27 protein-coding genes are annotated in these 22,856 nt (G+C 63.6%); 13 read left to right on the top strand and 14 right to left on the bottom strand.

Translation table 11 applies throughout. The features are described from left to right. Positions 1 to 24 precede the first annotated feature (24 nt). Positions 25 to 669 carry a TetR/AcrR family transcriptional regulator gene (locus tag K414_RS0108420; protein WP_027495545.1) on the top strand — a complete coding sequence of 215 codons (645 nt, stop codon included), beginning with the start codon at positions 25 to 27 and terminating at the stop codon, positions 667 to 669. Here K414_RS0108420 and K414_RS29750 read toward each other — a convergent pair. From K414_RS29750 to K414_RS0108395, 5 genes are all read right to left on the bottom strand, one after another. After that, positions 656 to 790, bottom strand: a complete 135-nt coding sequence (locus K414_RS29750) for a hypothetical protein (protein ID WP_268987961.1) — start codon at positions 788 to 790, stop codon at positions 656 to 658. The two genes, K414_RS0108420 and K414_RS29750, sit on opposite strands and share 14 nt — an antisense overlap. A gap of 204 nt (positions 791 to 994) precedes the next feature. Further along, positions 995 to 1,438: a hypothetical protein gene (locus tag K414_RS0108410; protein ID WP_152530387.1), complete on the bottom strand. Its 444-nt coding sequence runs from the start codon at positions 1,436 to 1,438 to the stop codon at positions 995 to 997. Between the two features lie 27 nt (positions 1,439 to 1,465). Continuing rightward, positions 1,466 to 2,035 (bottom strand): cysteine hydrolase family protein, encoded by a 570-nt coding sequence (locus K414_RS0108405; RefSeq protein WP_037219026.1) that lies wholly within the window; start codon positions 2,033 to 2,035, stop codon positions 1,466 to 1,468. A 75-nt stretch (positions 2,036 to 2,110) separates the two neighbouring features. Then, positions 2,111 to 3,289, bottom strand: a complete 1,179-nt coding sequence (locus K414_RS0108400) for an Nramp family divalent metal transporter (RefSeq protein ID WP_027495541.1) — start codon at positions 3,287 to 3,289, stop codon at positions 2,111 to 2,113. 353 nt (positions 3,290 to 3,642) lie between these two features. Next, on the bottom strand, positions 3,643 to 4,584 hold the full coding sequence (locus K414_RS0108395; protein ID WP_027495540.1) for a dihydrodipicolinate synthase family protein: 942 nt from the start codon (positions 4,582 to 4,584) through the stop codon (positions 3,643 to 3,645). Between the two features lie 246 nt (positions 4,585 to 4,830). On the opposite strand from K414_RS0108395, the gene K414_RS0108390 reads away from it, so the two are divergent. The 4 genes from K414_RS0108390 to K414_RS0108370 all read left to right on the top strand — a co-directional run bounded on the left by K414_RS0108390 (position 4,831) and on the right by K414_RS0108370 (position 8,598). Continuing rightward, positions 4,831 to 5,865, top strand: coding sequence for a LacI family DNA-binding transcriptional regulator (locus K414_RS0108390; RefSeq protein WP_027495539.1), 1,035 nt, complete (start codon positions 4,831 to 4,833; stop codon positions 5,863 to 5,865). A gap of 65 nt (positions 5,866 to 5,930) precedes the next feature. Beyond that, complete coding sequence (locus K414_RS26430) at positions 5,931 to 7,259, top strand: glycosyltransferase 87 family protein (protein WP_081701562.1); 1,329 nt, start codon at positions 5,931 to 5,933, stop codon at positions 7,257 to 7,259. A 617-nt stretch (positions 7,260 to 7,876) separates the two neighbouring features. Next, entirely contained in the window at positions 7,877 to 8,251 is a 375-nt protein-coding gene (locus K414_RS0108375) for a PLD nuclease N-terminal domain-containing protein (RefSeq protein ID WP_027495537.1), read from the top strand. Positions 8,252 to 8,280: 29 nt separating this feature from the next. Continuing rightward, a complete protein-coding gene (locus tag K414_RS0108370; RefSeq protein ID WP_027495536.1) occupies positions 8,281 to 8,598 on the top strand; it encodes a hypothetical protein in 318 nt (105 codons plus the stop codon). A gap of 4 nt (positions 8,599 to 8,602) precedes the next feature. On the opposite strand, the gene lepB is transcribed toward K414_RS0108370, so the two are convergent. Then, on the bottom strand, positions 8,603 to 9,343 hold the full coding sequence (gene lepB, locus K414_RS0108365; RefSeq protein ID WP_027495535.1) for a signal peptidase I: 741 nt from the start codon (positions 9,341 to 9,343) through the stop codon (positions 8,603 to 8,605). A gap of 41 nt (positions 9,344 to 9,384) precedes the next feature. Here lepB and K414_RS0108360 point away from each other — a divergent pair, with 41 nt between their 5' ends. Both K414_RS0108360 and K414_RS29555 read left to right on the top strand, forming a co-directional pair. Beyond that, the gene (locus K414_RS0108360) at positions 9,385 to 9,717 is read left to right on the top strand and encodes a hypothetical protein (protein ID WP_027495534.1); all 333 of its coding nucleotides are present in this window, start codon (positions 9,385 to 9,387) and stop codon (positions 9,715 to 9,717) included. Positions 9,718 to 9,763: 46 nt separating this feature from the next. Further along, entirely contained in the window at positions 9,764 to 10,048 is a 285-nt protein-coding gene (locus tag K414_RS29555) for a hypothetical protein (protein WP_237606157.1), read from the top strand. A 252-nt stretch (positions 10,049 to 10,300) separates the two neighbouring features. Here the strand turns inward: K414_RS29555 and K414_RS0108350 are convergent, their stop codons facing one another. Both K414_RS0108350 and K414_RS0108345 read right to left on the bottom strand, forming a co-directional pair. Continuing rightward, positions 10,301 to 10,714, bottom strand: a complete 414-nt coding sequence (locus K414_RS0108350; RefSeq protein ID WP_027495533.1) for a hypothetical protein — start codon at positions 10,712 to 10,714, stop codon at positions 10,301 to 10,303. 288 nt (positions 10,715 to 11,002) lie between these two features. After that, a complete protein-coding gene (locus K414_RS0108345; protein ID WP_027495532.1) occupies positions 11,003 to 11,185 on the bottom strand; it encodes a hypothetical protein in 183 nt (60 codons plus the stop codon). A gap of 77 nt (positions 11,186 to 11,262) precedes the next feature. Here K414_RS0108345 and K414_RS0108340 point away from each other — a divergent pair, with 77 nt between their 5' ends. Continuing rightward, the gene (locus tag K414_RS0108340) at positions 11,263 to 11,556 is read left to right on the top strand and encodes a hypothetical protein (RefSeq protein ID WP_027495531.1); all 294 of its coding nucleotides are present in this window, start codon (positions 11,263 to 11,265) and stop codon (positions 11,554 to 11,556) included. Here the strand turns inward: K414_RS0108340 and K414_RS0108335 are convergent. From K414_RS0108335 to K414_RS0108310, 6 genes are read right to left on the bottom strand one after another with little or no spacing between them, the layout of a single operon-like run. Next, positions 11,513 to 12,274 (bottom strand): aldolase/citrate lyase family protein, encoded by a 762-nt coding sequence (locus tag K414_RS0108335; RefSeq protein WP_027495530.1) that lies wholly within the window; start codon positions 12,272 to 12,274, stop codon positions 11,513 to 11,515. The genes K414_RS0108340 and K414_RS0108335 overlap by 44 nt on opposite strands. 11 nt (positions 12,275 to 12,285) lie before the next feature. Further along, positions 12,286 to 13,242 (bottom strand): aldo/keto reductase, encoded by a 957-nt coding sequence (locus tag K414_RS0108330; RefSeq protein ID WP_027495529.1) that lies wholly within the window; start codon positions 13,240 to 13,242, stop codon positions 12,286 to 12,288. Next, positions 13,239 to 14,072, bottom strand: coding sequence for an ATP-binding cassette domain-containing protein (locus K414_RS26420; RefSeq protein WP_051365009.1), 834 nt, complete (start codon positions 14,070 to 14,072; stop codon positions 13,239 to 13,241). Before K414_RS26420 ends, K414_RS0108330 begins: the two co-directional genes overlap by 4 nt. Then, a complete protein-coding gene (locus tag K414_RS26415; protein WP_051365008.1) occupies positions 14,069 to 14,884 on the bottom strand; it encodes an ABC transporter ATP-binding protein in 816 nt (271 codons plus the stop codon). The genes K414_RS26420 and K414_RS26415 overlap by 4 nt, the downstream gene beginning before the upstream one ends. A gap of 3 nt (positions 14,885 to 14,887) precedes the next feature. Then, complete coding sequence (locus K414_RS0108315) at positions 14,888 to 15,826, bottom strand: ABC transporter permease (RefSeq protein WP_027495528.1); 939 nt, start codon at positions 15,824 to 15,826, stop codon at positions 14,888 to 14,890. Next, on the bottom strand, positions 15,826 to 16,758 hold the full coding sequence (locus K414_RS0108310; RefSeq protein WP_027495527.1) for an ABC transporter permease: 933 nt from the start codon (positions 16,756 to 16,758) through the stop codon (positions 15,826 to 15,828). The genes K414_RS0108315 and K414_RS0108310 overlap by 1 nt, the downstream gene beginning before the upstream one ends. Before the next feature lie 322 nt (positions 16,759 to 17,080). Here K414_RS0108310 and K414_RS0108305 point away from each other — a divergent pair, with 322 nt between their 5' ends. The 5 genes from K414_RS0108305 to pdxA all read left to right on the top strand — a co-directional run bounded on the left by K414_RS0108305 (position 17,081) and on the right by pdxA (position 22,849). Then, a complete protein-coding gene (locus tag K414_RS0108305; RefSeq protein WP_027495526.1) occupies positions 17,081 to 18,655 on the top strand; it encodes an ABC transporter substrate-binding protein in 1,575 nt (524 codons plus the stop codon). Between the two features lie 17 nt (positions 18,656 to 18,672). After that, the gene (locus K414_RS0108300) at positions 18,673 to 19,887 is read left to right on the top strand and encodes an exo-alpha-sialidase (RefSeq protein WP_027495525.1); all 1,215 of its coding nucleotides are present in this window, start codon (positions 18,673 to 18,675) and stop codon (positions 19,885 to 19,887) included. Then, entirely contained in the window at positions 19,884 to 20,576 is a 693-nt protein-coding gene (locus K414_RS0108295; protein ID WP_027495524.1) for an SDR family oxidoreductase, read from the top strand. The genes K414_RS0108300 and K414_RS0108295 overlap by 4 nt, the downstream gene beginning before the upstream one ends. Positions 20,577 to 20,648: 72 nt before the next feature. Then, positions 20,649 to 21,839, top strand: a complete 1,191-nt coding sequence (locus K414_RS29550) for a four-carbon acid sugar kinase family protein (RefSeq protein ID WP_051365007.1) — start codon at positions 20,649 to 20,651, stop codon at positions 21,837 to 21,839. Continuing rightward, the gene (gene pdxA / locus K414_RS29545; RefSeq protein WP_027495523.1) at positions 21,836 to 22,849 is read left to right on the top strand and encodes a 4-hydroxythreonine-4-phosphate dehydrogenase PdxA; all 1,014 of its coding nucleotides are present in this window, start codon (positions 21,836 to 21,838) and stop codon (positions 22,847 to 22,849) included. Before K414_RS29550 ends, pdxA begins: the two co-directional genes overlap by 4 nt. Positions 22,850 to 22,856 lie beyond the last annotated feature (7 nt).

Here is a 22,856-nt window from a genome sequence, read left to right as displayed (position 1 = left end):
CGCCGCGCGGAAAGGACACCGAACATGACCCAGACGGTCGATCCGCGCGCGCGCATCGAAGAACGCGCCCGCAACAAGTTCGAGTCCAAACGAACCGAGCTGGCCGAGGCGACGCTCCACACGCTGGCCGAGCTGGGGTACGCCCGCACGTCGTTGCGGGAGATCGCGCAGAACTCCGAGTACTCGCACGGCGTTCTGCACTACTACTTCACCGACAAGCTCGACCTCATCACCCACGCAGTTCGCCAGTACGAGGCCATCTGCGTCACCCGGTACGACGAGGTGGTGGCCAACGCCGTCGACGCCCCCGGCCTGTACGCGGACTTCGAGACGAAGTACTTCGCCACCCTGGTGGCGGACGCCGGAATTCATCGACTCTGGTACGACCTCCGCAACCAAGCCCTGTTCGACGGTTCCTTTCGAGGCGACGTCCTGGACATCGAGGAACGTCGCGAAGACATGATCTGGCGCGTGGTGACGAAGTACTGCGAGCTACGCGGCTCCGAATCGGCTCTTGACCGCCCCTCCGCCTACATCCTGCTCGACGGGATCTTCCAACGCGCCTTGCTCCACCATCTGGCGGGCAACACATCCGAAGTCGACGCAGCCCGAGCGCAATTGACGGCCGCTTTCGCGTTGTTGGACCATCCGAACGTCACGACTTCTTGATCTTCTCCAACGGGTAACCGCCGACCACCACGACGACGAAGACGTACGCGGCCAGACCGGCCAGCTCCCAAGTCGTTCTTTCACGGTGAAAGTTGGAGCCGATCCATACGATTGGCACCATAGCCATCACGGAACTGACCGTGCACCAGATTCCGACCGATCGATTGGCTCGTGCACGCAGTCGGGGTGTCGATTTCACCGCGTCCGACACTCGTGCACCGTAGTAGTCGGGATTCGTTGCCCTGCTGCAAAATCCGACGGATGCCGCGTACGCGAACACTACGAACCACAGCATCAGCATCAGTATCAGCACGGTGTTCATGGGCTATGTTGCGGACGCTCGACGTCGACTCTTCAGTTCGCGATAGTTCCGAATCGTGTTGGAGCAAGCCCACGCCGCAATGAGCGGCACCAGGAATCCGGCTGATGCGGTAGCGGTCGCGAACACCAGAACAACGACGGCGTAGGCAATCAGTGTCACCACCACCGCGTCGACTTTCCGCCCGATCGACGATCCCGGTGTGACGACGATTCCTGGGAACCTCGGAGAGTCGGCCAGTGCGCGAACTGCCGCAACACATGCAGCGAGACCGCCCACGACCAGGAACGAGAACAGCAACACTTCACCGAAACCCGTGTCGGCCCAATCTATTCGAGGGTCGAAGATCCCGTGGATCAGCGATGAGAGGGTCGGCACCGACGCGAAGTACCCCAGATACAGCAGCACAATAGGTCCCGCGAGCCCTGCTACTGCTCCCCGATCGGCCATACCGAACGGTATCAAATTGGGGCGACGTCAGCGGGAAGTTATGTCTTTCGTTTGGATCACCGTCGCGAACTCGCCGTGCAGGTTGGTTGCCGTGATGGCAGACAGTGTTGCGGCAGGCACGACTGCCCCGTCGGGCGCGACGCGATCGAAGGTATGCGTCGCGTCTATGACGAAGTAGGTGTCGTAGCCGAGATTCCCGGCCATCCTCGCGGTGGTCTCGCAACAGTGATTGGTGGTGATTCCGCAGATGACCACCTCGTCGATGTCCTCGCCGCGTAGCCATGCGTCCAGATCGGGAGTTCCGTAGAAGCTCGAATTGACGCGTTTGTGGACGAGCAGATCCGGAATCCCGTCGAGCATCTCCTTCAAGCGATGTCCGTCCTGCGTCGGCGACAACGGCGACTGTGGATTGTCGGAATCGTGCTGAACGAATACCACCGGCCAAGCCCTGGATTGCCAGAACTGAACGAGCTCAGCAATATTGGCCTCGCACGACGGGTTGTCCCGTGGACCCCAGAATTCCGAATCGTCGAAACCTGCCTGCACGTCGACGACGATCAGCGCAGGTCGACGAAGGTCTGCCACCCGGATATCCATGGACACCAACCTATCCGGTGCCGATCGGGACAGCGAAAATCCCGGGTCGAGTTGCGGCCCGGGATTTTCGTCGAGTTATCGCGTCGCGAGTTCGTAGATCAGTAGTCCGGAGAGCGAGAGGATGGAGAGGAAACCGAGCACGCCGAGTGCGTTCTTCCACCAGGTGTTTCGGAGATCGCCCATCAGTTGGCGGTTGTTGCTCATCACGTAGATCAGGAAGCCGAGGAATGGTGCCACCAGCACGGTCAACGCTTGCGCGAAGATTATGAGCTGCACAGGCGATTTGGTGAAGATCAGCGTGATGGCCAGTCCCCAGGCAAGGATGGCCGCGCTGGTGCGTTTGGCGGTCATTGTGCTGGGTGACGGGCCCTTGCCGAGTGCGTCCGAGAGCATCGTGCCGCCGGCGGTTGCGTTGGCGACCATGGCCGAGAAGGCAGCACCGGACAGGCCGAGGGCAAAAATGGTCGATCCGACGGGTCCGGCGATGGGCTCGAAAATCTTGGCGAGGCCGACGAGTGTCTGCGCTTCTGCATTCTGTCGACCGAGCACGGCCGCGGCGACGATGATTACCAGAGACGTCATGATTCCGGGAGCGATGATGCCGGGGATGGTGTCTGCGATGGTCGTCTGCTTGTACTGCGCGCGGGTGCGGCCGCGTTCGTGGGTGCCGTACGAGGTGAAGAAGGCGGCGTTGAGCGAGAAGTTGGTGCCCACCAAGGCCACGACGAGGAGCGCTCCTCCCGGGGGGATGCTGGGGACGACACCGCTGACCGCTTCGTACCAATCGGGCTTGGAGATGACGGCACTGATGATGAACGTGGCACCGAGGAGTCCGACGATGACCAACAGGACGCGCTCGACGGTGCGATAGACGTTGCGGAACAACAGGATCAGGCCGACGAATGCGGTACACACTGCCGACCAGATCAGCGGTGATCCGCCGAACACCATCGAAAGACCGAGGCCGGAGCCGACGGCGTTACCCACCGAGAAGCACAGCGTGATGATGAAGACGCCGAATCCCGCAGCGACGCCGACCTTCTGGCCGAGGACGTCTTTGACGGAGCTGATCATCGATTTCGGGGTGCGAATGCCGAGCCGGACACTCATGTCCGCGTACACCAGCATGAACACCGTCGAGAGCACGATGACCCAGATCAGGCTGTAGCTGTACTTGCTGCCGGCTTCGACGGCGCTGGCGAGGTTGCCGGGGCCGAATTGCCATGCACCGGCGATGAATGCGGGGCCGGCCATCGCGATGGTGCTCAGGAAGGCTTTCCATTTGCCGGAGCGGGGTGCGGGAGTTTGCGAAGTTCGCACGGCTGCGGACGGTACCACCGGTGTTGCGTGGTGCTGACTCATTGCGAGCCCTTTCTCGAAGCACTTTTCGAGCCGGCGACGTGGCGCACGTCTGCTGTCGGCCTGATGTGGCAAGGGGCGAATACGTGGGGTGGATCTGATGCAGAGCTCGGCAGTCGAACCGAACGGACTCGACCCGGTCCGCGTGTGCGGTGATGCATGCCGAAAGAAGTGGTGCTCGGTGCCCTTCCGGGCCGTAGCGGCTACTACGGAAGGGCACCGAGGGTAGGGAGTGACCGTCGACCGGGTCAGACCAGCGCAGGTACTACCGAGCCGAGGTTCGCGGAATCGAGTGCCGCTGCGATCTCCTCGTGGGCACCCGCAGCGAGCGGAAGCAATGGTGAACGCACGGTGGCGTGTTCGAGAATGCCGCGGTGCACGAGGCCTTCCTTGAGGGCGACGGTGCCTTCCATGTGGGATCCGCGGTGGTAGACGTTCGCGGTGACGGGCAGCAGACGGTCGTGAATGGCGCGCGCGGCCGGGTAGTCCTTGGCCTTGCCTGCCGCGATGAGCTCGACGAGCGGCTCGGGTGCGAGGCCGCCGTACCCCACCAGCAGGCCGTCGACGTCGAACATGGTGTGCAGCAGGTACTCGTCGTGGCAGCTGAGGATCTGCAGTTCGGGGTTCTCCTTGCGCAGCACCGGAATCTCGCGATCCCAACGACGCATGTTCCGGACACCGTTCTTGGTGGCGAAAACGCCCTCCTGAGCGGCAATTTCGAGCTGGGTGTCGAGGTTGTACGTCGCCTTGGTGACGTCGGGGTACTGGAACAGGATGAGCGGCAGTCCCGAGCCTTCGTACAGTGCCTTGTACCGGTCCTGCGGCGCACCGTCCTGGTATCCGAATCGCAGCCATCCGTGCGAGGGGTAGACCAGGCCGGCGGATGCGCCGGCGTCGACTGCACGCTTGGCTTCTTCGACGGATACCGCAGTGCCCTCACCGGTGATGCCGGCGACGATCGGGAGCTTGCCGTCCACCGAATCGCGGAACGCACCGATGACCTTGGCCTGCTCGGCCTGCGTGAGGAACGTGCCCTCGCCTGCATGGCCGAGGACGACCAGGCTCTTGACCCCGTCGACACTGCCGAGCCACGACCCGAGTCGCTGTATCGCGTCGTAGTCGACCTCGCCGTCGCGGGTGAAGGGCGTGATCGGTGCCGGGCTGAGTCCGCGGAGATCGAGTGAATTCATGGTGACGTCCTTTTCGAGAGGCGGTTGGGAACGTTGTCGGGAACGTTTGCACGACGCTAAACCCGCGACCCCAGATGTGTCAACCATCACTTCGTTGACCGAGAGGTGACAGGGCTCGCACCCGGCACCGACCCCTCATGCAACACTTCATGCAAACGTTCCTGGGACGTTTGCATGTGCGATCAGCTGGGGATCGGTAAGTTCGGTCCTGTCGTGCGATCGGGCCGATCGATCAAGGAGGTGTGGATGCGTCCCACTCGAACCGGGCTCTCGGCGGAACGAACGGACGTCGTCACGCTCCGCGACGTCGCCAAGGCGGCGGGCGTCAGTGTGTCGACGGTCAGCCGCGTGCTCGACGACCGCGTCGCCCCCTCCCGTACCGCGACAGCCGTCCGGGTGCGAGAGATCGCCGAGCAGCTGGGCTATCGGCGCAACACGTTCGCGTCCAACCTCAGGCGCGGTGCAACGGCGACCATCGGAGTGCTGGTTCCGCGCCTGTCCGACACCGTCATGGCCCTGATGTTCGAGGCGATCGATCGGGCCGCGGGCAAGGACGGCTACCACGCCATCGTCGCGACCAGTGGCGACGACCCCACCGACGAGTGGAACGCCGCGCAGTCCCTGCTCGAACGCAATGTGGACGGCGTCGTTCTCGCCACCAGCCGAACCGACGATCCTCTCCCCAGCCACCTGCGCGACAACGGCATTCCGCACGTTCTCGTCCTACGAACCGACGGCAAGAGTCCGTCGTCCATCGGCGACGACGAGACAGGCGGGTACCTGGCAGTTCGACACCTCATCGATCTGGGCCACACCGACATCGCGGTTCTGACCGGCCCGCTGTTCACCTCCAGCGCCGTCGGACGGCTCGCGGGTGCACGCCGTGCTCTCGACGAGGCCGGCTTGTCACCGAGGTCGGAGTGGACGGTGGAAACCGGTTACGGAATCGAAGCAGGCGCGCGCGCAGGACACGAATTGTTCGACGCCACAGAACGTCCCACCGCGGTCTTCGCGGCCAACGACAATCTGGCCCTCGGTGTGTTGTCCGCAGCTCACCGCCACAATCTGGCCGTCGGCGTGGACTTGTCACTCGTCGGATACAACGACATTCCCCTCGCCCAATTGCTGCCGGTGCCGTTGACGTCGGTGCGTACCGCGTTCGATCAGATCGCCGGCACCGCGATGGATCTGTTGATCAACGGAACCGACGACTCGGCGGCCGTACACAAAGCGCTCCCCACCCTGATACCCAGGCAATCGTCGAGCCGAGCAATCCGCTGACAAAACGTACCGGTCTGTCCGTGTCGAGTTCCTTGTATCAGATACAACGATCTATCGTGTAGGCCATGACGACGTCCAGTTTTCGGCCGCTCTACGCGCGGTCAGACTCGGACGTGCGCGTAGAGAACGGCCAGGAGACGGCCATCCGGGAGACGCAACCGGAAGTGCATGCAACGGGCGTTGGCCGGCTCGGTTGGCGCTGGTTCCTCGCGTCGGCCATCGCCGCGTGCGTCGCGGTCGTTGCGCACGCCTACTTCCTGGGATGGTCGACCCCCTTCGGTCTGTTCGGCAACGGAATCGACACCATCGTCTATCGACACGGTGCGTACGTCGTTCAGCATGGCGAGCCGCTCTACGAGTTCGCATTGTTCGACATCGGCCTACCGTTCACCTACCCGCCCTTCGCGGCGTTGGCCTTCGCCCCGCTCGCCCTCCTCTCGGTCACGAGCGCTGTGACGGTGGTCCAGGCGATCAATCTGTTGCTGATCTACGTGGCCGTGGTCGCGAGCTGGCGCGCGCTCGGATATCGAAGCGCATCAATGTATCTCGTCAGTGTCGGATTGGCAGTGGCACTGACGTGGCTCGAGCCCGTCCGCATGACCATCTGGCTCGGCCAGATCAATATGCTTCTACTGGTTCTCGTTTTGCTCGATCTCACCCGCGGCGAGGGCAGTCGGCTCCGCGGTGTGTGGGTCGGCATCGCTGCAGGACTGAAACTGACGCCCGCATTCTTCGTGCTTCATCTACTGGCACAGAGACAGTGGCGAGCAGCCGTCACGGCGATCGCTGCGTTCACGGTGACCGTGCTTGCCGGACTGATCGTCATTCCCGCCGATTCGTGGAAATTCTGGACGTCGACGATGATCGACTCGGAACGAATCGGCGCACTCGCCTCACCCGCCAACCAGTCGATCCATGGCGCGTTGGCTCGACTGTGGCCGGGCAATACACCTCCATTTGCCGTGTGGCTGGTGCTCGCCATCGTTGTCGCCGCCCTGGCGCTGTGGGTGGCGGCACGCGCACAGGCAGCCGGAAAGACGTTGCTGGCCCTGACGATATGTGGAATGGCGACGCCGATGGTCTCGCCTTTCGCGTGGGGCCATCACTGGGTATGGTGCATTCCGCTGACCGTCCTCGCTCTCGACTACGCCAACCGACACCGAACCTGGTGGAGTTGGCTGGCCCCGATCGCCGTGACCACGCCGATGATCGCCTGGTACTTCACCGACTACCGCGGCATCAAGGCCATCGGAATCTTCATGTTCGAGGGCTCCCCCGCCTTCGAGTTCGCCGTCCAATTCACCTATCCCGCGGTGTTTCTGGCGACCCTTGTCGTGGTTTTCGTCGGTCTGAGGACCAGGCCCACTGCGGGCCATGACAATGCTCGCCAATAGGCGCACACGCGTCCGCCCGATGTTGCTGCGTCCATGACCGATTCGTGGAAACTCCTCTGCGCGTCGGCAATTCTTGTTCTCCTCACGGCCTCGTGCGCCAGCGAGATCGGCAAGCCCAGGTCCATGGACAGCGATGAGGTGACGCACAATCTGCAACGCATAGCGTTCACGGTTCCAGATGGCTTCGAGTTCGCGCAGGGTGCGACACATTCGGAGTTCTCGGGTCAGCCCGCCTGGTCGGCTCGATTCGATGCACCGGACGAACTCGGCAACGGACTCACGCTGTCGGCGGCCAACCCGTCTTATCCTCCGCTTCAGCCTTTCGCGTGCCAGACGGTGCCCACGGGAAGCTGGGCGAGGGTGAACTTCACGTGTGAGTCGGAGATGCTTACCACCTCTGCCGGGCCGAAGAGCACGACAGATCCGGTAACCGTCCTGCTCACCGGGGATGGGCAGCGATCATCTCTGTACATCTACTGCCAAGGACATTAACGCGACATCCGGCCGTGTCCGAGCCCCACCCAGATTTCCAAACCGACTCGTCTGTCGAAATCGCGAGGACAGCGCTACGATCTTCGATACAACGGACCGAGCGGTCTTGGACATGGAGGGACACAATGCCGTATTTCGGTTTGCTGGTCATGCTGCTGTGGGTGTTCTGTCTGATAGACGCGATCACCGCAGACGAGGGTGGCATCCGCTATCTGCCCAAGATCGTCTGGATTCTGCTCATCGTCTTCCTCCCGTTCGCTGGGTCGTTGGCCTGGCTGGTGGCGGGCCGGCCCGTCGGTGCCGGGATCTGGGGAGGTGCCGGCGGGTCCGGTTACGGTCGCGCGAGCAACTCCGCGTACCCCGAGTACGAGACGCGGCCGGGCCGTCAGGCCGCCCAGAATCCGGATGCGGACGCCGAATTCCTCCGGCAATGCCGCGAACGCGCAGAGGAACAGCGACGCATCGAACGCGAGCGCCGTAAGCGCGATCTCGGGTTCTGAAGACGCTGCTACTCGACGGGATCGTGGGAATGCGCTCGATCGTTCTGATTCTCACCACCCTCGGCTTCGTGGTGGGGCTGCTTCCCATGGGCGCTCACCTCGTCGAGCTGGCGCTGGCCCCTGACATCGCATCACCTGAGATCTATTACGGCACGTACACGCCGCTGTCCGGAGTCACGATGAATTCGGACTATATGAATGCGCTGGATCTGTCCTTCGAGGTGCGTTCACGCACTTGGTTGTGGCTGTGGCTCGCTCCGTTCGCGGGATCGGCGATAGGAGCCGTCCTCGCCGTTGTTCTGTACTGCAATGGTTTTCGAATCACACGCAGACGCGACGCTGACTAGTCGATCAGCGCTGTATCGCAGGCGATTCGATAACTCCCCATCTCGACGGTGGCAGCACGATGAATCTGGCCTTGCCGATCACATTCTCGATGGGGACCGTTCCACCCAGCTCGTCACGGGAGTGTGCCCTCGAATCGGCTGAGCCGCTTCGATTATCGCCCATCATCCACAGATTGCCGGACGGTACGGTCACCGGCCCGAAACAGCGACCGGACTGCGGAACTGTTGCGCAGGTAAGTGTGTCCACGTCGTAGGGGAAGTCGAACGCGATGTAGGGCTCGTCGAGCGGCTGCCCGTCGACCTCGACTCTTCCTTGCACATCGCAACACTGGACGGTTTGCCCGCCTGTTGCGATCACCCGTTTCACGAGGTCGTTCTCGTCGGGCGCGACGAGTCCGGCCCACGATCCCGCGTCCTGCAACGCCTTCACTCCCGCGTTGCTCGATCGGCTCGACGTGTATCCCCTGTTCCACGACTCCGTCGGAGCCTTGAACACCACCACATCACCCGGCTGCGGCTCGCCGAATCGAAACGTCATCTTGTCCACCACGATTCGATCACCGGTACAACCGGGACAGCCGTGCAGCGTGGGCTCCATGGACTGCGACGGGATGAGATAGACACGGCCGACAAAAGTTTGCAGCAGCACACTCAGCAACAGTGCGACCACGACGAGAACCGTCAACTCTCGTAACCAGGACGGCACCCGACGACGGGTCGCATCGGAATTCGCAGCGGCAGTCATACCAGCAGCCTAGGGCCACAAGTTTGCGTATCGTACTGAGCATGTTGTTTCTCGGCCTCCTGATCGCCGCCATCAGCGCGGCCACGATGACTGTCGCGACGCTGCAGCTGTCACAGGTGAACGAGGGCCACTATCTGCCGATGACCATCGGCAAATTCGCAGTTCGTTCACCGGGGACAGTGACGGCCCTCCGAGTGGGTGCGCAGGCCATCGCGGCCGTGGGTGCATGGATAGTGGCTGCAGCGGTCCACAACCTGACGACTGCTTCTGCTGCCCTCGTGCTTCCAGCGGCGGCCCTGATCCTGCCGATCGCCATACCGGTACTGGTGATCACCGCCCAACACAACCGGAGCCTGAAGACGTCGGGTATCTGAAGGCTATTCACCTACCCGCCACACTGTTTCGGTCCATACTGGGCCGGTGAAACTTGTCGGAGTGAGCGCGGTCGCCGTGGTGTTCCTTGCCTGCGCCTGCTCCCCCGTCGAGGTGGACGAGCCGAAGTCGCCAGTCGCATCGGTCAGACCGACGCAATTCGCCTCTCCGCCGCCGCCCATCACCGATGATCTACCTACCGCAGCCCAGTTGACGGCTCTGTTCGCAGCGAGCGTGGACTACTCGATTCGCGAAGAAGATCGAGCTCGATTGTTCGACGGGCCGGCCGAGAACAACGTGCGGCTCGCACGCGCCTGGGGCGCTCAGCCGTAACCGCAACACATCGAATTCACAACCGTCGCTACAACCGGTCCCGATTCGGTCGAGGCCATGGGTGTCGGGATGGTCCGAAGTATGGAGGGTTACCCCGTCGGACCGATTCCCTTTATCCGATACGACAATCAGTGGAGAGTCCCGCGTGATGTTGCCTGCAGATTTGTGGGCGCGTTCGACGATCACGAGGCCTGCAAATGAGGCTGACCTGTGGCTCGCTCACCGAATCGAACTGAACCGCTCCAGCCGGAGTCAGTTGACCTCGGGCGCAAGGAAGTACGCAAATACATAACTGATTGCAGTCAACGCAATCGCCACCATCAGCTGTATCGGCGGCTCCGCGCTGTCCGACGCGACCATCGCCGAGGAAACGCTCGCCCATGCCAAGAGCCCGGCAACGAACAGTGTCACCACTGCCGCAGTGCACAGGGCAAATCTGTGTCGCCATTGTTTTCGACCGCTCGGTGGCCACGGCACCGCAGTCTTCAGTGCGTACTTTCCGCCGACCACCGCCGCGAATCCCACCAGCAGCCCACCGATTGCACCGAGTACGGCTGGGAGAGTCAGATCCAACCACCTGCCATCGATGACCGGTGCGATGAGGACCGCAGACGCGACTGCCCCGCTCCCCGCGGCCACGCACAGCTCTCTGCCGACCCAGTCCATGGGACTCACCCAAACATATGGCCTCTCGACCCTCGAATCGGGTGCAGCTGGCCGCGCTGTGAGCGCGGCTATCTGCACCCAATTCAGGTGGATTGAGAGGCAACGGACGCCCACGCCGAACTGCTCCGGCCGAGTCACGAAACGGGACTGCACCCCGCCGCAAACGCGCGCGCTTTCGTCGAATGGCCCTCTCTGGCGGTCGAAATTGGCGACGAATCCGCACGCACCTGACGAATGCGCTCGCGTTTGCGGCGCAATCCGGACCAACGCCGCCCCACGGGCATCAACCTAAGACCGCATCCGTCCGTCTATTCGCCGGATGGCCTTCCATCCCGCAGGAGTAGCGACGGTGCAGATGATCGCGCCGAACATGATTCCCTGACTCAGGGCCGACCAGTGGCCGGGGCTGTCTCCGAACACCGGCCACTTGTAGATGATCGCGAGTACAGCGAGGAAGACAACAGCGCGCACAACTCGAACCCTACCTAAACCAACTCTCCGGTATCCTGGCTGAACGGGACAAATCAGACCCATACGAGGAGCCTGAGATGCAGAAGCCATTTCGCGAGTGGGTCATGACCGGCGCGTTGAGCAAGAAGTGCGGCGCAACTCGCGCCGATTACATCAACGCCCTGGCACTCGTCCCGGCCGTCGCAATAGGGTTCCTCCTGCTCCACTTCACGATCGACTCAGGATCCACCGCCCTCGATATTGCAGCAGGATGTCTCGGCGGCACCGTCACCGGCTTTCTGTATCTCTATCTCGCGTATCGGGTCGATTCGCGCAAGAAGCGTGGGCCTATCCCCGCGCCGCCGCTAGGTGCTCGGCCGACACGGCTTTGAGGTGCGTCAGGTCGGATGCAACGGTGGCCAACGTGTAGCCCTGGGCAAGTCGTTGCGCAGCAATGCTTCCCGATGCGGTATGAATCCCTGCGGTGATGCCCGCTGCCGCGGCGGCCTTCTGGACTCGGACGATGGCGGCGTCGAATTCTTCGTCCACTGATGGGTCGCTCGGCGAGGACCCTCCGACGGCCAGGCGTAGGTCCGATGGCCCTACGTAGACGCCGTCCAGACCGGGGACGGCACAGATCTCTTCGACGTTGGCCAGGCCCTGAGGTGTCTCGATCATCGCGAGGACGACGGTATCGCGGTTGGCATCGGAGGGGTTGGGTCCGATGCGTAGTTGGGAGCGCATCGGACCGTAGGACCTGATGCCTTCGGGCGGGTAGGTAGCTGCTGCTACTGCGGCGGCAGCGTCTTCGGCAGTGTCGATGAGGGGCACGATGACTCCCGCTGCACCGGCGTCGAGGGCCCGGCCGATCACCGTGGCGTTGTTGGCTTCGACGCGCACCAGAGCGGCCGGTCCCTGTGCGGCGTCGATAGCGGTGATTCCTGCCAGCATGCCCGAGTATCCGATCAGGCCGTGCTGCAGATCGAGTGCGATGTAGTCCCACCCCACATGGGCGAGCCATTCGGTGGAGACGGGGCTGTCGATGACCGACCAATACCCGAGGATCTGTTCGCGGTTGCGTACGCGGGCGGCGAATTCCTGTGCAGTCATTGAAAAGCCTCTCAGCGGTTGTAGTTCGGCATCGGTCCGCGCAGAGCCGCGCCGACCTCGTCGCATGCTGCGACCACGTCGCCGGGGAGCGGCCCGCGTCCGAGGGCGGCGATGTTCGATTCGAGATGCTCCACTTTGGAGCCGCCGAGCAACACCGGTCCGGTCGCGGGCTTGGACACCAGCCATCGTAGAGCCAGCTCGGTCAGCGGCATTCCGGCATTGTCTGCCACGGTACCGAGCTGGGCGATGGCGTCGAATATTGCAGTGTTCCAGTATCGTTCGCAGTACATCGTAGCCAGGCGCGAATCTCCGAACCGGCCATCGGTCGGTTGCACTCCCGCAGCGTGTTTGCCGGTGAGGAGCCCGCCGCCGAGCGGGTTGTAGACCATCGTGATCAGACCTGTGACGGCCGCGAACTCCACGTACTCTTCTTCGATCCGACGGGCGAGCAGGTTGTACAACTGCTGCGCCACAACGGGTCGGGGCGCACCCACGTCGTCCGCTACCCGATTGACTTCACCGATCTGCCAGGCAGCGAAGTTCGAGACACCGAGGGCTCTGATCTTTCCTTCGGACACCAGCTCGGCGACCGTAACAAGAGTGTCGGACAAGGGAGTCGCACGGTCTGGCTGGTGCAGATAGAACAGGTCCACGTAGTCGGTGCCCAGCCGCGACAGGCTGGCATCGATGCTGAGTCGCAACCCTTTCGGAGACAGCGGGCTGTTGCCGTCGGCGTCGGGGTGCGGCATACCGGCCTTGGTGGCGAGCGTGACGCGATCACGGCGAGTGGCGAGAAGGTCAGCGAGAATCCGCTCCGATTCACCGCCCGCGTAGCCGTTCGCGGTATCGATATGGGTGATGCCGGCGTCCAGGGCAGCGTCCACCATCTTGGCCGCCCCGGATGCGTCGACGGTATCGCCGAACGTCATCGTTCCCAGGACGAGGGGTGAGATATCCAGCGCGATCATGCGGTTACTCCAGTCTTGGCGAGCCGCGAAACGATATGTCGCGGTTTGGTTCCTGTCATCGTCGAGGGGTCGAGAGCTGCCGCTCGCAGCGCGCGGGTGTACGGCTGCTTCGGTCGCGCGAGTACTTCCTCGGTGTCACCGCGTTCGACGATGCGTCCCTTGGACATGACGACGACCGTCTCGCTGATTTCGCGCACGACGCCGAGGTTGTGCGAGATGAACACGTAGGTCAGTCCCGTCTGCTGCTGGATCTCGCGCAGCAATTCCAGCACCTGGGCCTGAACGGAGACGTCCAACGCGCTGGTGGCCTCGTCGCACACGAGGATCTCCGGTCCCGACGCCAGTGCGCGGGCGATACCGATTCGTTGACGCTGTCCGCCAGAGAACTCGGCTGGTCGACGAGTCAGGGCAGTGCTCGGCAACCCGACGCGGTCGATCAGTTCTGCTGCTCTGGTCGCGCGTTCGGACTTGCTTCGAATACCTTTGAGCCGAAGCGGTTCTCCGACGATATCGACGGCAGTGAGGTGCGGATCCAGTGAGCCGTAGGGATCCTGGAAGACCATCTGGACGCGAGAGCGGAAGGGTCGCAGTGCTTTTTCGGACATCTGCGCGATGTCCGTGCCGTCGACCATGATCGATCCCGACGTGGGCGTCAACAACCGTACGATCGACTTGGCGATCGTCGATTTGCCGCAGCCCGATTCACCCACTACAGCAACGGTTTTGCCCCTCTCCACCGAGAAACTCACCGAGTCGACGGCTCTGAACACGCCGTTACCGACCGGGTATTCGACGACGAGGTTCTCCACCGACAACAATGGTGCGCTCATACCGAGGCCTCCACCTTCTCGTTCCAGGGCCCCAACTGCGGGATCGCGTCGAGCAAATTCTTCGTGTACGGGCTCTTGGGAGCGTTGACGAGCTCCTCGGCTCCACCGTTCTCCACGAACACACCGCTTTTCATGACGTAGATCCGATCGGACATCAACCGGGCAACGCCGAGATCGTGGGTGATGACGAGCATGCCGATGCCGGTGCGCTCCTGTAGTTCGAGCAGCAGATCGAGGATGCTTGCCTGCACGGTGACGTCGAGCGCACTGGTCGGCTCGTCCGCGACGATGAGCTCCGGCCCGGAGGCCAATGCGCCGGCGATCAGTACTCGTTGCAGCATGCCGCCGGACATCTGGTGTGGGTATTTGTCCAATTGTGTTGCGGGGTCGGGTATGCGGACCTGTTCGAGCAGTTCGATGCAGCGCTTGGTCTGTTCGGATCGACCCGATACCCCACTGTGCCGAACGGCTTCGCGCAGCTGACTGCCGATGGTGTGCACCGGACTCAGAGCCGTCATCGGATCCTGCGGGATCAGTGCGATGTGCTTGCCTCGTATTCCGCAAAGCTCCTTGTCTTTTCCGAGTATCTCGGTGTCCTTGAACGTCACCGATCCGGACAGCACCGCCAGATCGGACGGCAGCAACCCGAGGATGCCCATTGCAGTCGTGGACTTGCCGGAGCCCGATTCACCGATGATGGTCACCGTCTCTCCTGCTTCGATGCAGAACGAGACACCGTCGACGGCTCTGATGAGGCCCTTGTCGGTGACCAACTCGATCTGCAGTTCGTCGACCTTCAGTAGATTGCCCATGTCTCAGGCACGCCCTTTCTTGTTCGTGCGGGAGAACATTCGCAGCAGGCCCGATCCGGCGGGACGGTCTCGAAGTCCGTCGCCGAGCAGGTTGACTCCGACGACGAGGAGCACGATGACCAGGCCGGGCAAGGTGACGAGCCACCACGAGGTGGTGATGTAGTCCTGGCCGTCGGAGATGATGCGACCCCAGGTGGCGAACGGACGTTGCGGCCCGGCACCGAGGTAGCTCAACGCGCTTTCGAGCAGCACGGCCTGCGCCAGCAACAGCAGAACCACGAGCGACGCCTGCTTGATGATGTTGGGAACGACGTGGCGAAGCAGGATGGCGATGCGGCCGAGGCCGAGCACCCGAGCCGCGGCGATGTAGGGCTTCTCCCGCTCCACAAGCACCAGTGATCGCGTGAGACGGGCGATTTCGGGCCACTGCGCGATGGCGATGACGAAGGTGATGACCGGAATCGACGGACCGAACAGGGCGACGACGAGCAGCAGCATCATCAGAAGTGGCAGTGACAGCTGAGCTTCGAGCAGGCGGGAGACCGTCGCGTCCACCCAGCCGCCGAGAAAGCCTGCCAGTGATCCCAGGGTCAGTCCGATGAGACCGGAGACGATGACGGCCAGAATTCCCACGGTGAGCGAGACCTGTCCGCCGTAGAGGACGCGCGCCAGCAAATCTCGGCCGAGTTGATCGGTGCCGAACAGATGTCCGTCGGTCAGCGGCGCGAGCCGACGTTGACCGAGGTCGGTGGCATCGGGCGAGTCGAGGGGCAGCACCCGCGCGAAGGCGACCGGGAGAATGACCACGAGTGCACACGCGGTGCCGATCCAGATCTTGACGCGGCTGTCGCGTCGGCGACGGGTGGCACCCGCCGATGCGAAGTCCTTCGCGGTGACGGCGCTGGGACGTGGAGTGTCCGTTGGCTTGTCGACGACTGTCATCAGTTTGCTGCCTTCCCGAGGCGAACGCGTGGATCGAGGAGCGGATAGCAGAGGTCGACGGCCAGTTGCACCAGAACAGCGAGCACTGCGGTGACCAGAACGGTGGCTTGGATCAGCGGGTAGTCCCTGGTTTCGAGGGCGCGAACCACGAGTGAACCCACGCCCGGCCATGCGAAGACCACCTCGACCACGACGACGCCGTTGAGCATCGATGCGAATCTGGTGCCCAGTGCGGTGACGACGGGGATCGACGAGTTGCGTAGGGCGTAGCGCCAGGTGATCTCGCGTTCGGTGACGCCTCTCGATCGGGCGACGGTGACGTACGGGGAGGCGTAGGCGTTGACCATCTCGCGTCGGACCATGCGGGAGATCAGGGCGATCTGCAGGATGGCCACGGTGACGGCGGGCAGGATCAGCGAGGACCAGCTGGTGAATCCGGCTGCGGGGAGTACGGGAACCAATACGGCGAAGAACGTCAGCAGCATCAGGCCGGTCCAGAAGTCCGGCATCGACTGACCGGCGATCGTGACGACGTTCGCGCCGAGTTCGCGTCGGGTGTCGGCGCGGCGAGCCATCCAGATGCCCAGGGGAATCGACACCACGGTGGTCAGCAGGATGGCGGCGAAGGCCAGGGTGATCGTGTACGGAATGCGCTGCAGAACCACGTCGAGTGCCGGTGCCTGGAAGGAGTACGAGGTACCGAGGTCGAGTGTGAACAGGCCCTTCAGGTACAGCGCGTACTGAGTGAAGATCGACTGGTCCAGGCCCAGATTGGTGCGGATCTGCGCGAGGTCTTCCGTGCTGGCGAGCGGGCCGGCCATCGAGTAGGCCGGGTCGCCGGGAGCCATGCGAATGAGCACGAACACCGTGGTGAGCGTCAGGAAGATGGTGAGCAGGCTCTGCCCGAGTCGCCGCACCACGTAGCGCGCCATGGGCGCAGCGAGAAATGCGGGCAGCACGGAATCGGCCTTGGCCTTCGGCACACTCGGCGGGCTGGCGGTGAGCTGGGTCATCGACCCACCTGCGATTGTGGTCTTACCTGGGTCATCGTCGACCTTTCGATAACACTGCCTTGTTGTAACTCAGCTCACAATTGCACTCATGCGCGTTTTGCGCAACTGGCAATATTTTTCTGCGCATTTCAAGCATTTCGTAGTACAGTCCGGTTGTGTCCACGATCACTTTCGTCGACGCGGGTCTACGAGACCCGAACCGACATCCACATTTCGATGTGACAGTCCCGAGAGGTCAACGATGACCGAAAGCTTTGCCAACCAGCGCTTTTCACGACGGTCACTGTTCCGCACGAGTCTGATACTCGGAGCCGGGCTTTCGCTCGGCGGCGTGAGCGCCTGCGCAACTCCTACCGGTCGTCCCGGCCCCGACACCGTCAGCCTCGCGATGAACCGATCCATGGTGAGCCTGGACAACAAGCTTCTGCAGTTCGACGCCGCTCTGACCGTTCAGCGCTCGATCCGCCAGGCCCTGACCACCATCGATTCTGCGCTGGCAGTGCAGCTCGTCCTGGCCGACAGCTTCGAGCTGGTCGCACCGACGCGATGGCTGGTGCATCTGCGACCGGGTATCGCCTATTCCGACGGTCGCCCGGTTCGGGTGGAGGATGTCGACACGGCACTGCGCATGTACAGCCAGGTCACCGGTGGGTTCGTGGGCACCTTCTTCCCCGAGTGGCCCACCGTCGGCAAGATCGACGACTCGACGTTCACGCTCGACACGCAGCGCCCCATCCCGGTCCTGGACTACCTGATGTCGAACATTCTGATCACTCCCGCTGAGGACAACGTCCCCGAGGATCTGCAGGGTGGCGTCGGTACCGGGCCGTTCGTGGTCACCGACGCAGACCGCGGTACCGGCAACTACTCGCTGGCGCGTAACGAGAAGTACTGGGGCACGCCGGCTTCGGTCGATTCGGTCAACGTACGTTTCGTTCCCGACGAGTCCAATCGCGTCGTCTCTCTGCGCAGCGGCGAAGTCGATGTCATCGACGCCATCACCCCGGACGCCGCCGATCAGCTCTCGGGCCTGGCCGGCGTCACGGTAGAACGCACCGACGGGGTGCGCCTCAACCAGCTCTTCTACAACTTCCGCAAACCGGCCGGGCACCCACTGGCCGATCCGCGCGTCCGTAGAGCACTGAGCTACGCGATCAACGGGAATGCGTTGATCGACCAGGTGATGCAGGGTGCGGCAACTCCGTCCCGCGGCGTGGTCCCCGGCATTCTGACCGGCGCGATCGAGACCGGTGAGTACGTCTACGATCCACAGCGCGCACGCCAGGAGCTCGACGCGCTCGGAGTGCAAGACCTGGAAGTGAAGATCATTTGGGAGACAGGTGAATTCGCTGCCGACACCGACATCATGGAGTCGGTCCTGCAGATGCTGTCCGCAGTCGGCGTCCGTGCGACCCTGCAGCAGTTCGAGCCGGGCGGCGACATCTCGACGTGGCGTCAGGGCAAGGCGGGCGACTGGGACATTCTCGGCAACGGTTTCCCCAGCCCCACCGGACTCGCGGTCACCATCATGCAGGGTATGTACGCGGGCACTGCCGCGAAGGAAGAGACCCGAGATACGTATCACGGCTACATCTTTCCCGAGATCACCGCACTGATCGCCAAGGCTTCCGAGGATGCCGACAGCGTCACCCGCAACGAGACACTCGCGCAGGCGCAGCGTCAGATCTGGGAGACGTGGCCGTGCCTGTGGTCGTTCGTACCCAAGACGGTCATCGCCCGACGCAATCGCATCGACGGAATCGATCTGCGGCCCACCAACTCCTACGACATGGCTTCGGTCACTCTCACTTCCTGAGAGAGAAGAGGTAGAACATGAGCAACACGAGCTTCCTCACCCCCGGCGACCTCCTCGCCGACGGCACCCTGCGTGCGACGTCCGAGCCCGGTCGATCCGACGCGTTCCTCCCTGCCCCGCAGGTGCAGAATCATGCGGCGAACCTGGCGATCCTGCCCGACGGGGCCCTGGCATGTGTGTGGTTCGCCGGCACGCAGGAGGGTGTTCCCGACATCAGTGTCTGGTTCTCGCGCCTCGATGCCGAACAACAGCAGTGGAGCACCCCGATCCAGCTGTCCGACGACGGCACCCGTTCCGAGCAGAACCCCGTTCTGTTCGTTCGTGATTCGGGTGAGGTCTGGTTGCTGTGGACTTCTCAGCACGCCGGCAATCAGGACACCGCACGGGTGCTGCGTCGCATCTCGTCCGACGGCGGATCGACATGGGGCGAGACGCACGTGTTGGTTCCCGAGACCGACGCGGGTGGCGTGTTCGTCCGGCAACCCGTCGTACAGCTGGCATCGGGACGCCTGTTGCTGCCGGTCTTTCACTGCGTCAAGATCGAGGGACGCAAGTGGGTGGGCGATCGCGACTACAGCGGGGTCCTGATCTCCGACGACGACGGTGCGACATGGCGTGAGGTCGTCGTGCCAGGCAGCCTCGGATGCGTCCACATGAACATCGTTGTGCAACAAGACGGTTCGCTGGTGGCGTTGTACCGTAGCCGCTGGGCCGATCACATCTACCGAAGCGTCTCGACGGACGACGCCGAGACGTGGAGCGACCCGGTCGCCACCGAGCTGCCGAACAACAACTCCTCCATTCAGGCCGTCGGGCACGGCGACGGAACCCTCGCGCTCGTGTACAACCACTCCTCCGCGCTCGACGCCACCGACCGCCGCGTGTCGCTCTACGACGAGATCGACGACGACGGACTGGCCGAGGGCACCGACGCCTCCGAGAGTCCTCTCGACGACGGTGACGACCGCGCAGCATTCTGGGGCGCACCGCGCGCCCCGATGACGCTGGCACTCTCGTCCGACGGTGGCGTGACCTGGCCGGTTCGGCGCAATCTCGACGAGGGCGATGGGTACTGCTTGACGAACAACTCCAGGGATGGGTCGAACCGCGAGTTCTCGTACCCGTCGATCGTGTACGGCCCCGACGGCCGAATTCACGTTGCGTACACGTATTTTCGCCAGGCCATCAAGTACGTTCGGCTCGAGCCGACCTGGATCGGTGACGGCCGGTGACATCCTCATTGCATGCCGTCGTGACCGGAGTGAGCAGCGGCATCGGTGCATCGATCGCTCGGACGCTGTCCGAGCGCGGTTGGCAGGTGACCGGCCTGAGCCGCTCTCGGCCTGCGACCGGCTTCGAGGACGACGGACCACATCGGTGGATCGGCGTGGATCTGGCCGACAGTGCGGCGGTCTCTGCCGTCGTCGACCGACTGCCCGACCCCCATTCGATCGTCCATGCCGCGGGAGTCCAGCGTTCGGGGCGGCTCGGCGCGCTCGATCCCGCACACAGCGAGCAGATGTGGCGGGTGCACGTGGCGGCGGCCGAGATTCTGGTGAACGGGCTGGCACCTCGAATGGTCGACGGCGGTCGAGTGGTCATGATCGGCAGCAGGACGATGACCGGGGTGGCAGGCAAGAGCCAGTACGTCGCCACCAAGTCCGCGTTGACGGGCATGGCCCGCTCGTGGGCCATGGAGTTGGTCTCGCGCGGAATCACCGTCAACGTTGTCGCGCCGGGCCCGACGGACACACCGATGCTCAACGATCCCGGACGCGTCTCCACCCCTCCGATCACGCCGCCGTTAGGTCATTTCATCGATCCGGAGGAAGTCGCCGAGACTGTCGCGTTCCTGCTGTCCCCGCACGGACGCAGCATCACCGGGCAGACGATCGTCCAGTGCGCAGGAACATCGCTATGAAGCTGCGTGAAACACGCAATAGTGTTACCTTGAAGTGCGCACACAGCGCAGAATCGAAGGGGTGAGCGCACGATGACCATCCCGCAGCGCCCCGCCATCGCCATTCTCGCCGACGACCTGTCGGGTGCAGCAGAATCGGCCGCACTGTTCCTCGATCGTGACGTGTCACTGCGAATCGACATCGGGAGCATCGACGACGGCACCGACACCGACGTCTGCGTCGTCGATCTCGGCACCCGAGTCATGTCCCCCGACGAGGCCGCGGCCCGCGTACGTGAGTCCATCGCACTGCTGCCGTCGCACGTCACGGTCGTGAAGAAGATCGATTCGATGCTGCGCGGACACATTGCCGCCGAGGTCGAATCGCTGCTCGCCACGGGCCCCGTCGTGTTCGCGGCCGGGCTTCCCGCTCTCGGCCGCACCGTCGAGAACGGCATCCCTCACATCGACGGCGTTCCGCTGCATCTCAGCGGCCGGTGGGCCATGGAGCCCACCGAGGCCCCGTCCTCGATCACCGAGCTCTTCGGACGAGTCCCCACTGTCGCCGTCGCAGCCGACCAGGGCCCCGAAGCACTTCGTGCTGCAGTCGATTCCGGCGCAGTGGCAGTGTTCGACGTCCGGTCCGATGCAGACCTCGACGCCATCGTGGCGGTGTCGGCGAACATTCCGGGTGTCCGACTCGTCGGCACCTCGGCACTGGCGGCGGCCGTGGCGCGTACCCTCGATCCTCGATATCGCGACGCTGCGGCAGTGACCCAGGATTCGGTTCTCGTCGTCGTCGGAACCGCCGAATCGGTTGCGATGCAGCAAGTATCGGAGTTGGTCGACGCCGGTGCAACGCACGTCGCCGTCCACGTCGACGAGTTGCCGCAGACCCACGCCTGCGCAGACAGGGTGCGCAGCGCCCTGTCCAACGGAACGGTGGTGCTGTCCCTGGCGGGGCCGGTGGACGCGTCGCGCTCGGCCGACATATCCCAGGCGCTCGCCGGCACGGTCGCCGAGGCCGTTCGCGGGCTCTCGGTGAGTCTCGTACTCACCGGCGGGGAAACCGCCCGCCGGGTGCTCGACGGCCTGGGTGTCACCGCCCTTCGTCCGGTTGCCGAAATCCATCACGGGGCGGTCGTATCCCGCACACCCGCAGGCGAATACGTCGCCACCCGCCCCGGGAGCTTCGGCGGCCCGGACAGTCTCGTCGCAATGGCCGCGTACCTACACGGCACTGCTCGTACGCTTTCTTCTTCTCACAGTGAGGCTTTGACATGACCACAGCACTTCGGCCGTACATCGCGGTAACCATGGGCGACGGCGCGGGCATCGGCCCCGAGGTCATCGTGCCCGCCATGATCGATCCGGCAACGCTCGAGCGGTGCCAGCCTGTCGTCATCGGCGATGCGCCGCGGCTGCGCCTGGCCGCTCAGGTTCTCGGGGTGGACGTCGACATCGTCACGATCGACACCGTCGATGCCGCACAGTTCAGCCCGCGGCGCATCAACGTGATCGATCTCGGCCTGCTTCCCGACGACCTCCAGTGGGGGCAGTTGTCGGCCGTGGCAGGCGACGCCGCGTTCCACTACATCCGCGTTGCGAGCGAACTCGCCGTGAGAGGTGAAGTCCAGGCCATCTGCACCGCCCCGCTCAACAAAGAGGCCCTGCACGCCGCCGGGCACATCTTCCCGGGCCACACCGAGCTGCTGGCCCACCTCACCGGCACCGAGGAGGTGTCGATGATGTTGTCCACGCCCAAGCTCAAGGTCATTCACGTCACCACGCACATCGGTCTGCTCGACGCCGTCGCGAAGATCGAGCCGGGACTCGTCGAGCGAACCATTCGACGCGGACATGAGGCCCTCGTCCGCTCGGGCACTCCGAACCCGAAAATCGGTGTGTGTGGCATCAATCCGCATGCCGGCGAGAACGGCTTGTTCGGTTACGGCGAGGAGGACCTCAAGATCGTGCCTGCCGTCGAGAAGTTGAAGGCCGACGGCATCGATGCGGTGGGCCCGCTGCCCGCCGACACCGCGTTCTTCCTGGCCGGCCGTGGCGATTACGACTTGATCGTCGCGATGTACCACGACCAGGGTCATGGCCCGGTCAAGGTGCTCGGAATCGAGGCAGGCGTCAACATCACCGTCGGACTGCCGGTCATCCGCACCTCCGTCGATCACGGCACTGCGTTCGATATTGCAGGTAAGGGCATCGCCGAAGCCGGTAGCATGGTCGAAGCCCTGCGGCAGGCCGCCGAATTGGCAACGAGCCCAGCATTACTGGGCTGACGAGGGG

Source organism: Rhodococcus sp. JG-3, from assembly GCF_000482405.1.
Lineage (GTDB): Bacteria > Actinomycetota > Actinomycetes > Mycobacteriales > Mycobacteriaceae > Rhodococcoides > Rhodococcoides fascians.
Note: the sequence above shows the minus strand (reverse complement) of the source record. Positions and strands in the feature narration are given on the sequence as shown.

Coding starts and splice junctions, on each gene's coding strand:
- K414_RS0108420 (WP_027495545.1), top strand. CDS start 25: ATGACCCAGACGGTCGATCCGCGCGCGCGCATCGAAGAACGCGCCCGC.
- K414_RS29750 (WP_268987961.1), bottom strand. CDS start 790: ATGGTGCCAATCGTATGGATCGGCTCCAACTTTCACCGTGAAAGAACG.
- K414_RS0108410 (WP_152530387.1), bottom strand. CDS start 1,438: ATGGCCGATCGGGGAGCAGTAGCAGGGCTCGCGGGACCTATTGTGCTG.
- K414_RS0108405 (WP_037219026.1), bottom strand. CDS start 2,035: ATGGATATCCGGGTGGCAGACCTTCGTCGACCTGCGCTGATCGTCGTC.
- K414_RS0108400 (WP_027495541.1), bottom strand. CDS start 3,289: ATGGCCGGCCCCGCATTCATCGCCGGTGCATGGCAATTCGGCCCCGGC.
- K414_RS0108395 (WP_027495540.1), bottom strand. CDS start 4,584: ATGAATTCACTCGATCTCCGCGGACTCAGCCCGGCACCGATCACGCCC.
- K414_RS0108390 (WP_027495539.1), top strand. CDS start 4,831: ATGCGTCCCACTCGAACCGGGCTCTCGGCGGAACGAACGGACGTCGTC.
- K414_RS26430 (WP_081701562.1), top strand. CDS start 5,931: ATGACGACGTCCAGTTTTCGGCCGCTCTACGCGCGGTCAGACTCGGAC.
- K414_RS0108375 (WP_027495537.1), top strand. CDS start 7,877: ATGCCGTATTTCGGTTTGCTGGTCATGCTGCTGTGGGTGTTCTGTCTG.
- K414_RS0108370 (WP_027495536.1), top strand. CDS start 8,281: ATGCGCTCGATCGTTCTGATTCTCACCACCCTCGGCTTCGTGGTGGGG.
- lepB (WP_027495535.1), bottom strand. CDS start 9,343: ATGACTGCCGCTGCGAATTCCGATGCGACCCGTCGTCGGGTGCCGTCC.
- K414_RS0108360 (WP_027495534.1), top strand. CDS start 9,385: ATGTTGTTTCTCGGCCTCCTGATCGCCGCCATCAGCGCGGCCACGATG.
- K414_RS0108350 (WP_027495533.1), bottom strand. CDS start 10,714: ATGGACTGGGTCGGCAGAGAGCTGTGCGTGGCCGCGGGGAGCGGGGCA.
- K414_RS0108340 (WP_027495531.1), top strand. CDS start 11,263: ATGCAGAAGCCATTTCGCGAGTGGGTCATGACCGGCGCGTTGAGCAAG.
- K414_RS0108335 (WP_027495530.1), bottom strand. CDS start 12,274: ATGACTGCACAGGAATTCGCCGCCCGCGTACGCAACCGCGAACAGATC.
- K414_RS0108330 (WP_027495529.1), bottom strand. CDS start 13,242: ATGATCGCGCTGGATATCTCACCCCTCGTCCTGGGAACGATGACGTTC.
- K414_RS26420 (WP_051365009.1), bottom strand. CDS start 14,072: ATGAGCGCACCATTGTTGTCGGTGGAGAACCTCGTCGTCGAATACCCG.
- K414_RS26415 (WP_051365008.1), bottom strand. CDS start 14,884: ATGGGCAATCTACTGAAGGTCGACGAACTGCAGATCGAGTTGGTCACC.
- K414_RS0108315 (WP_027495528.1), bottom strand. CDS start 15,826: ATGACAGTCGTCGACAAGCCAACGGACACTCCACGTCCCAGCGCCGTC.
- K414_RS0108310 (WP_027495527.1), bottom strand. CDS start 16,758: ATGGCGCGCTACGTGGTGCGGCGACTCGGGCAGAGCCTGCTCACCATC.
- K414_RS0108305 (WP_027495526.1), top strand. CDS start 17,081: ATGACCGAAAGCTTTGCCAACCAGCGCTTTTCACGACGGTCACTGTTC.
- K414_RS0108300 (WP_027495525.1), top strand. CDS start 18,673: ATGAGCAACACGAGCTTCCTCACCCCCGGCGACCTCCTCGCCGACGGC.
- K414_RS29550 (WP_051365007.1), top strand. CDS start 20,649: ATGACCATCCCGCAGCGCCCCGCCATCGCCATTCTCGCCGACGACCTG.
- pdxA (WP_027495523.1), top strand. CDS start 21,836: ATGACCACAGCACTTCGGCCGTACATCGCGGTAACCATGGGCGACGGC.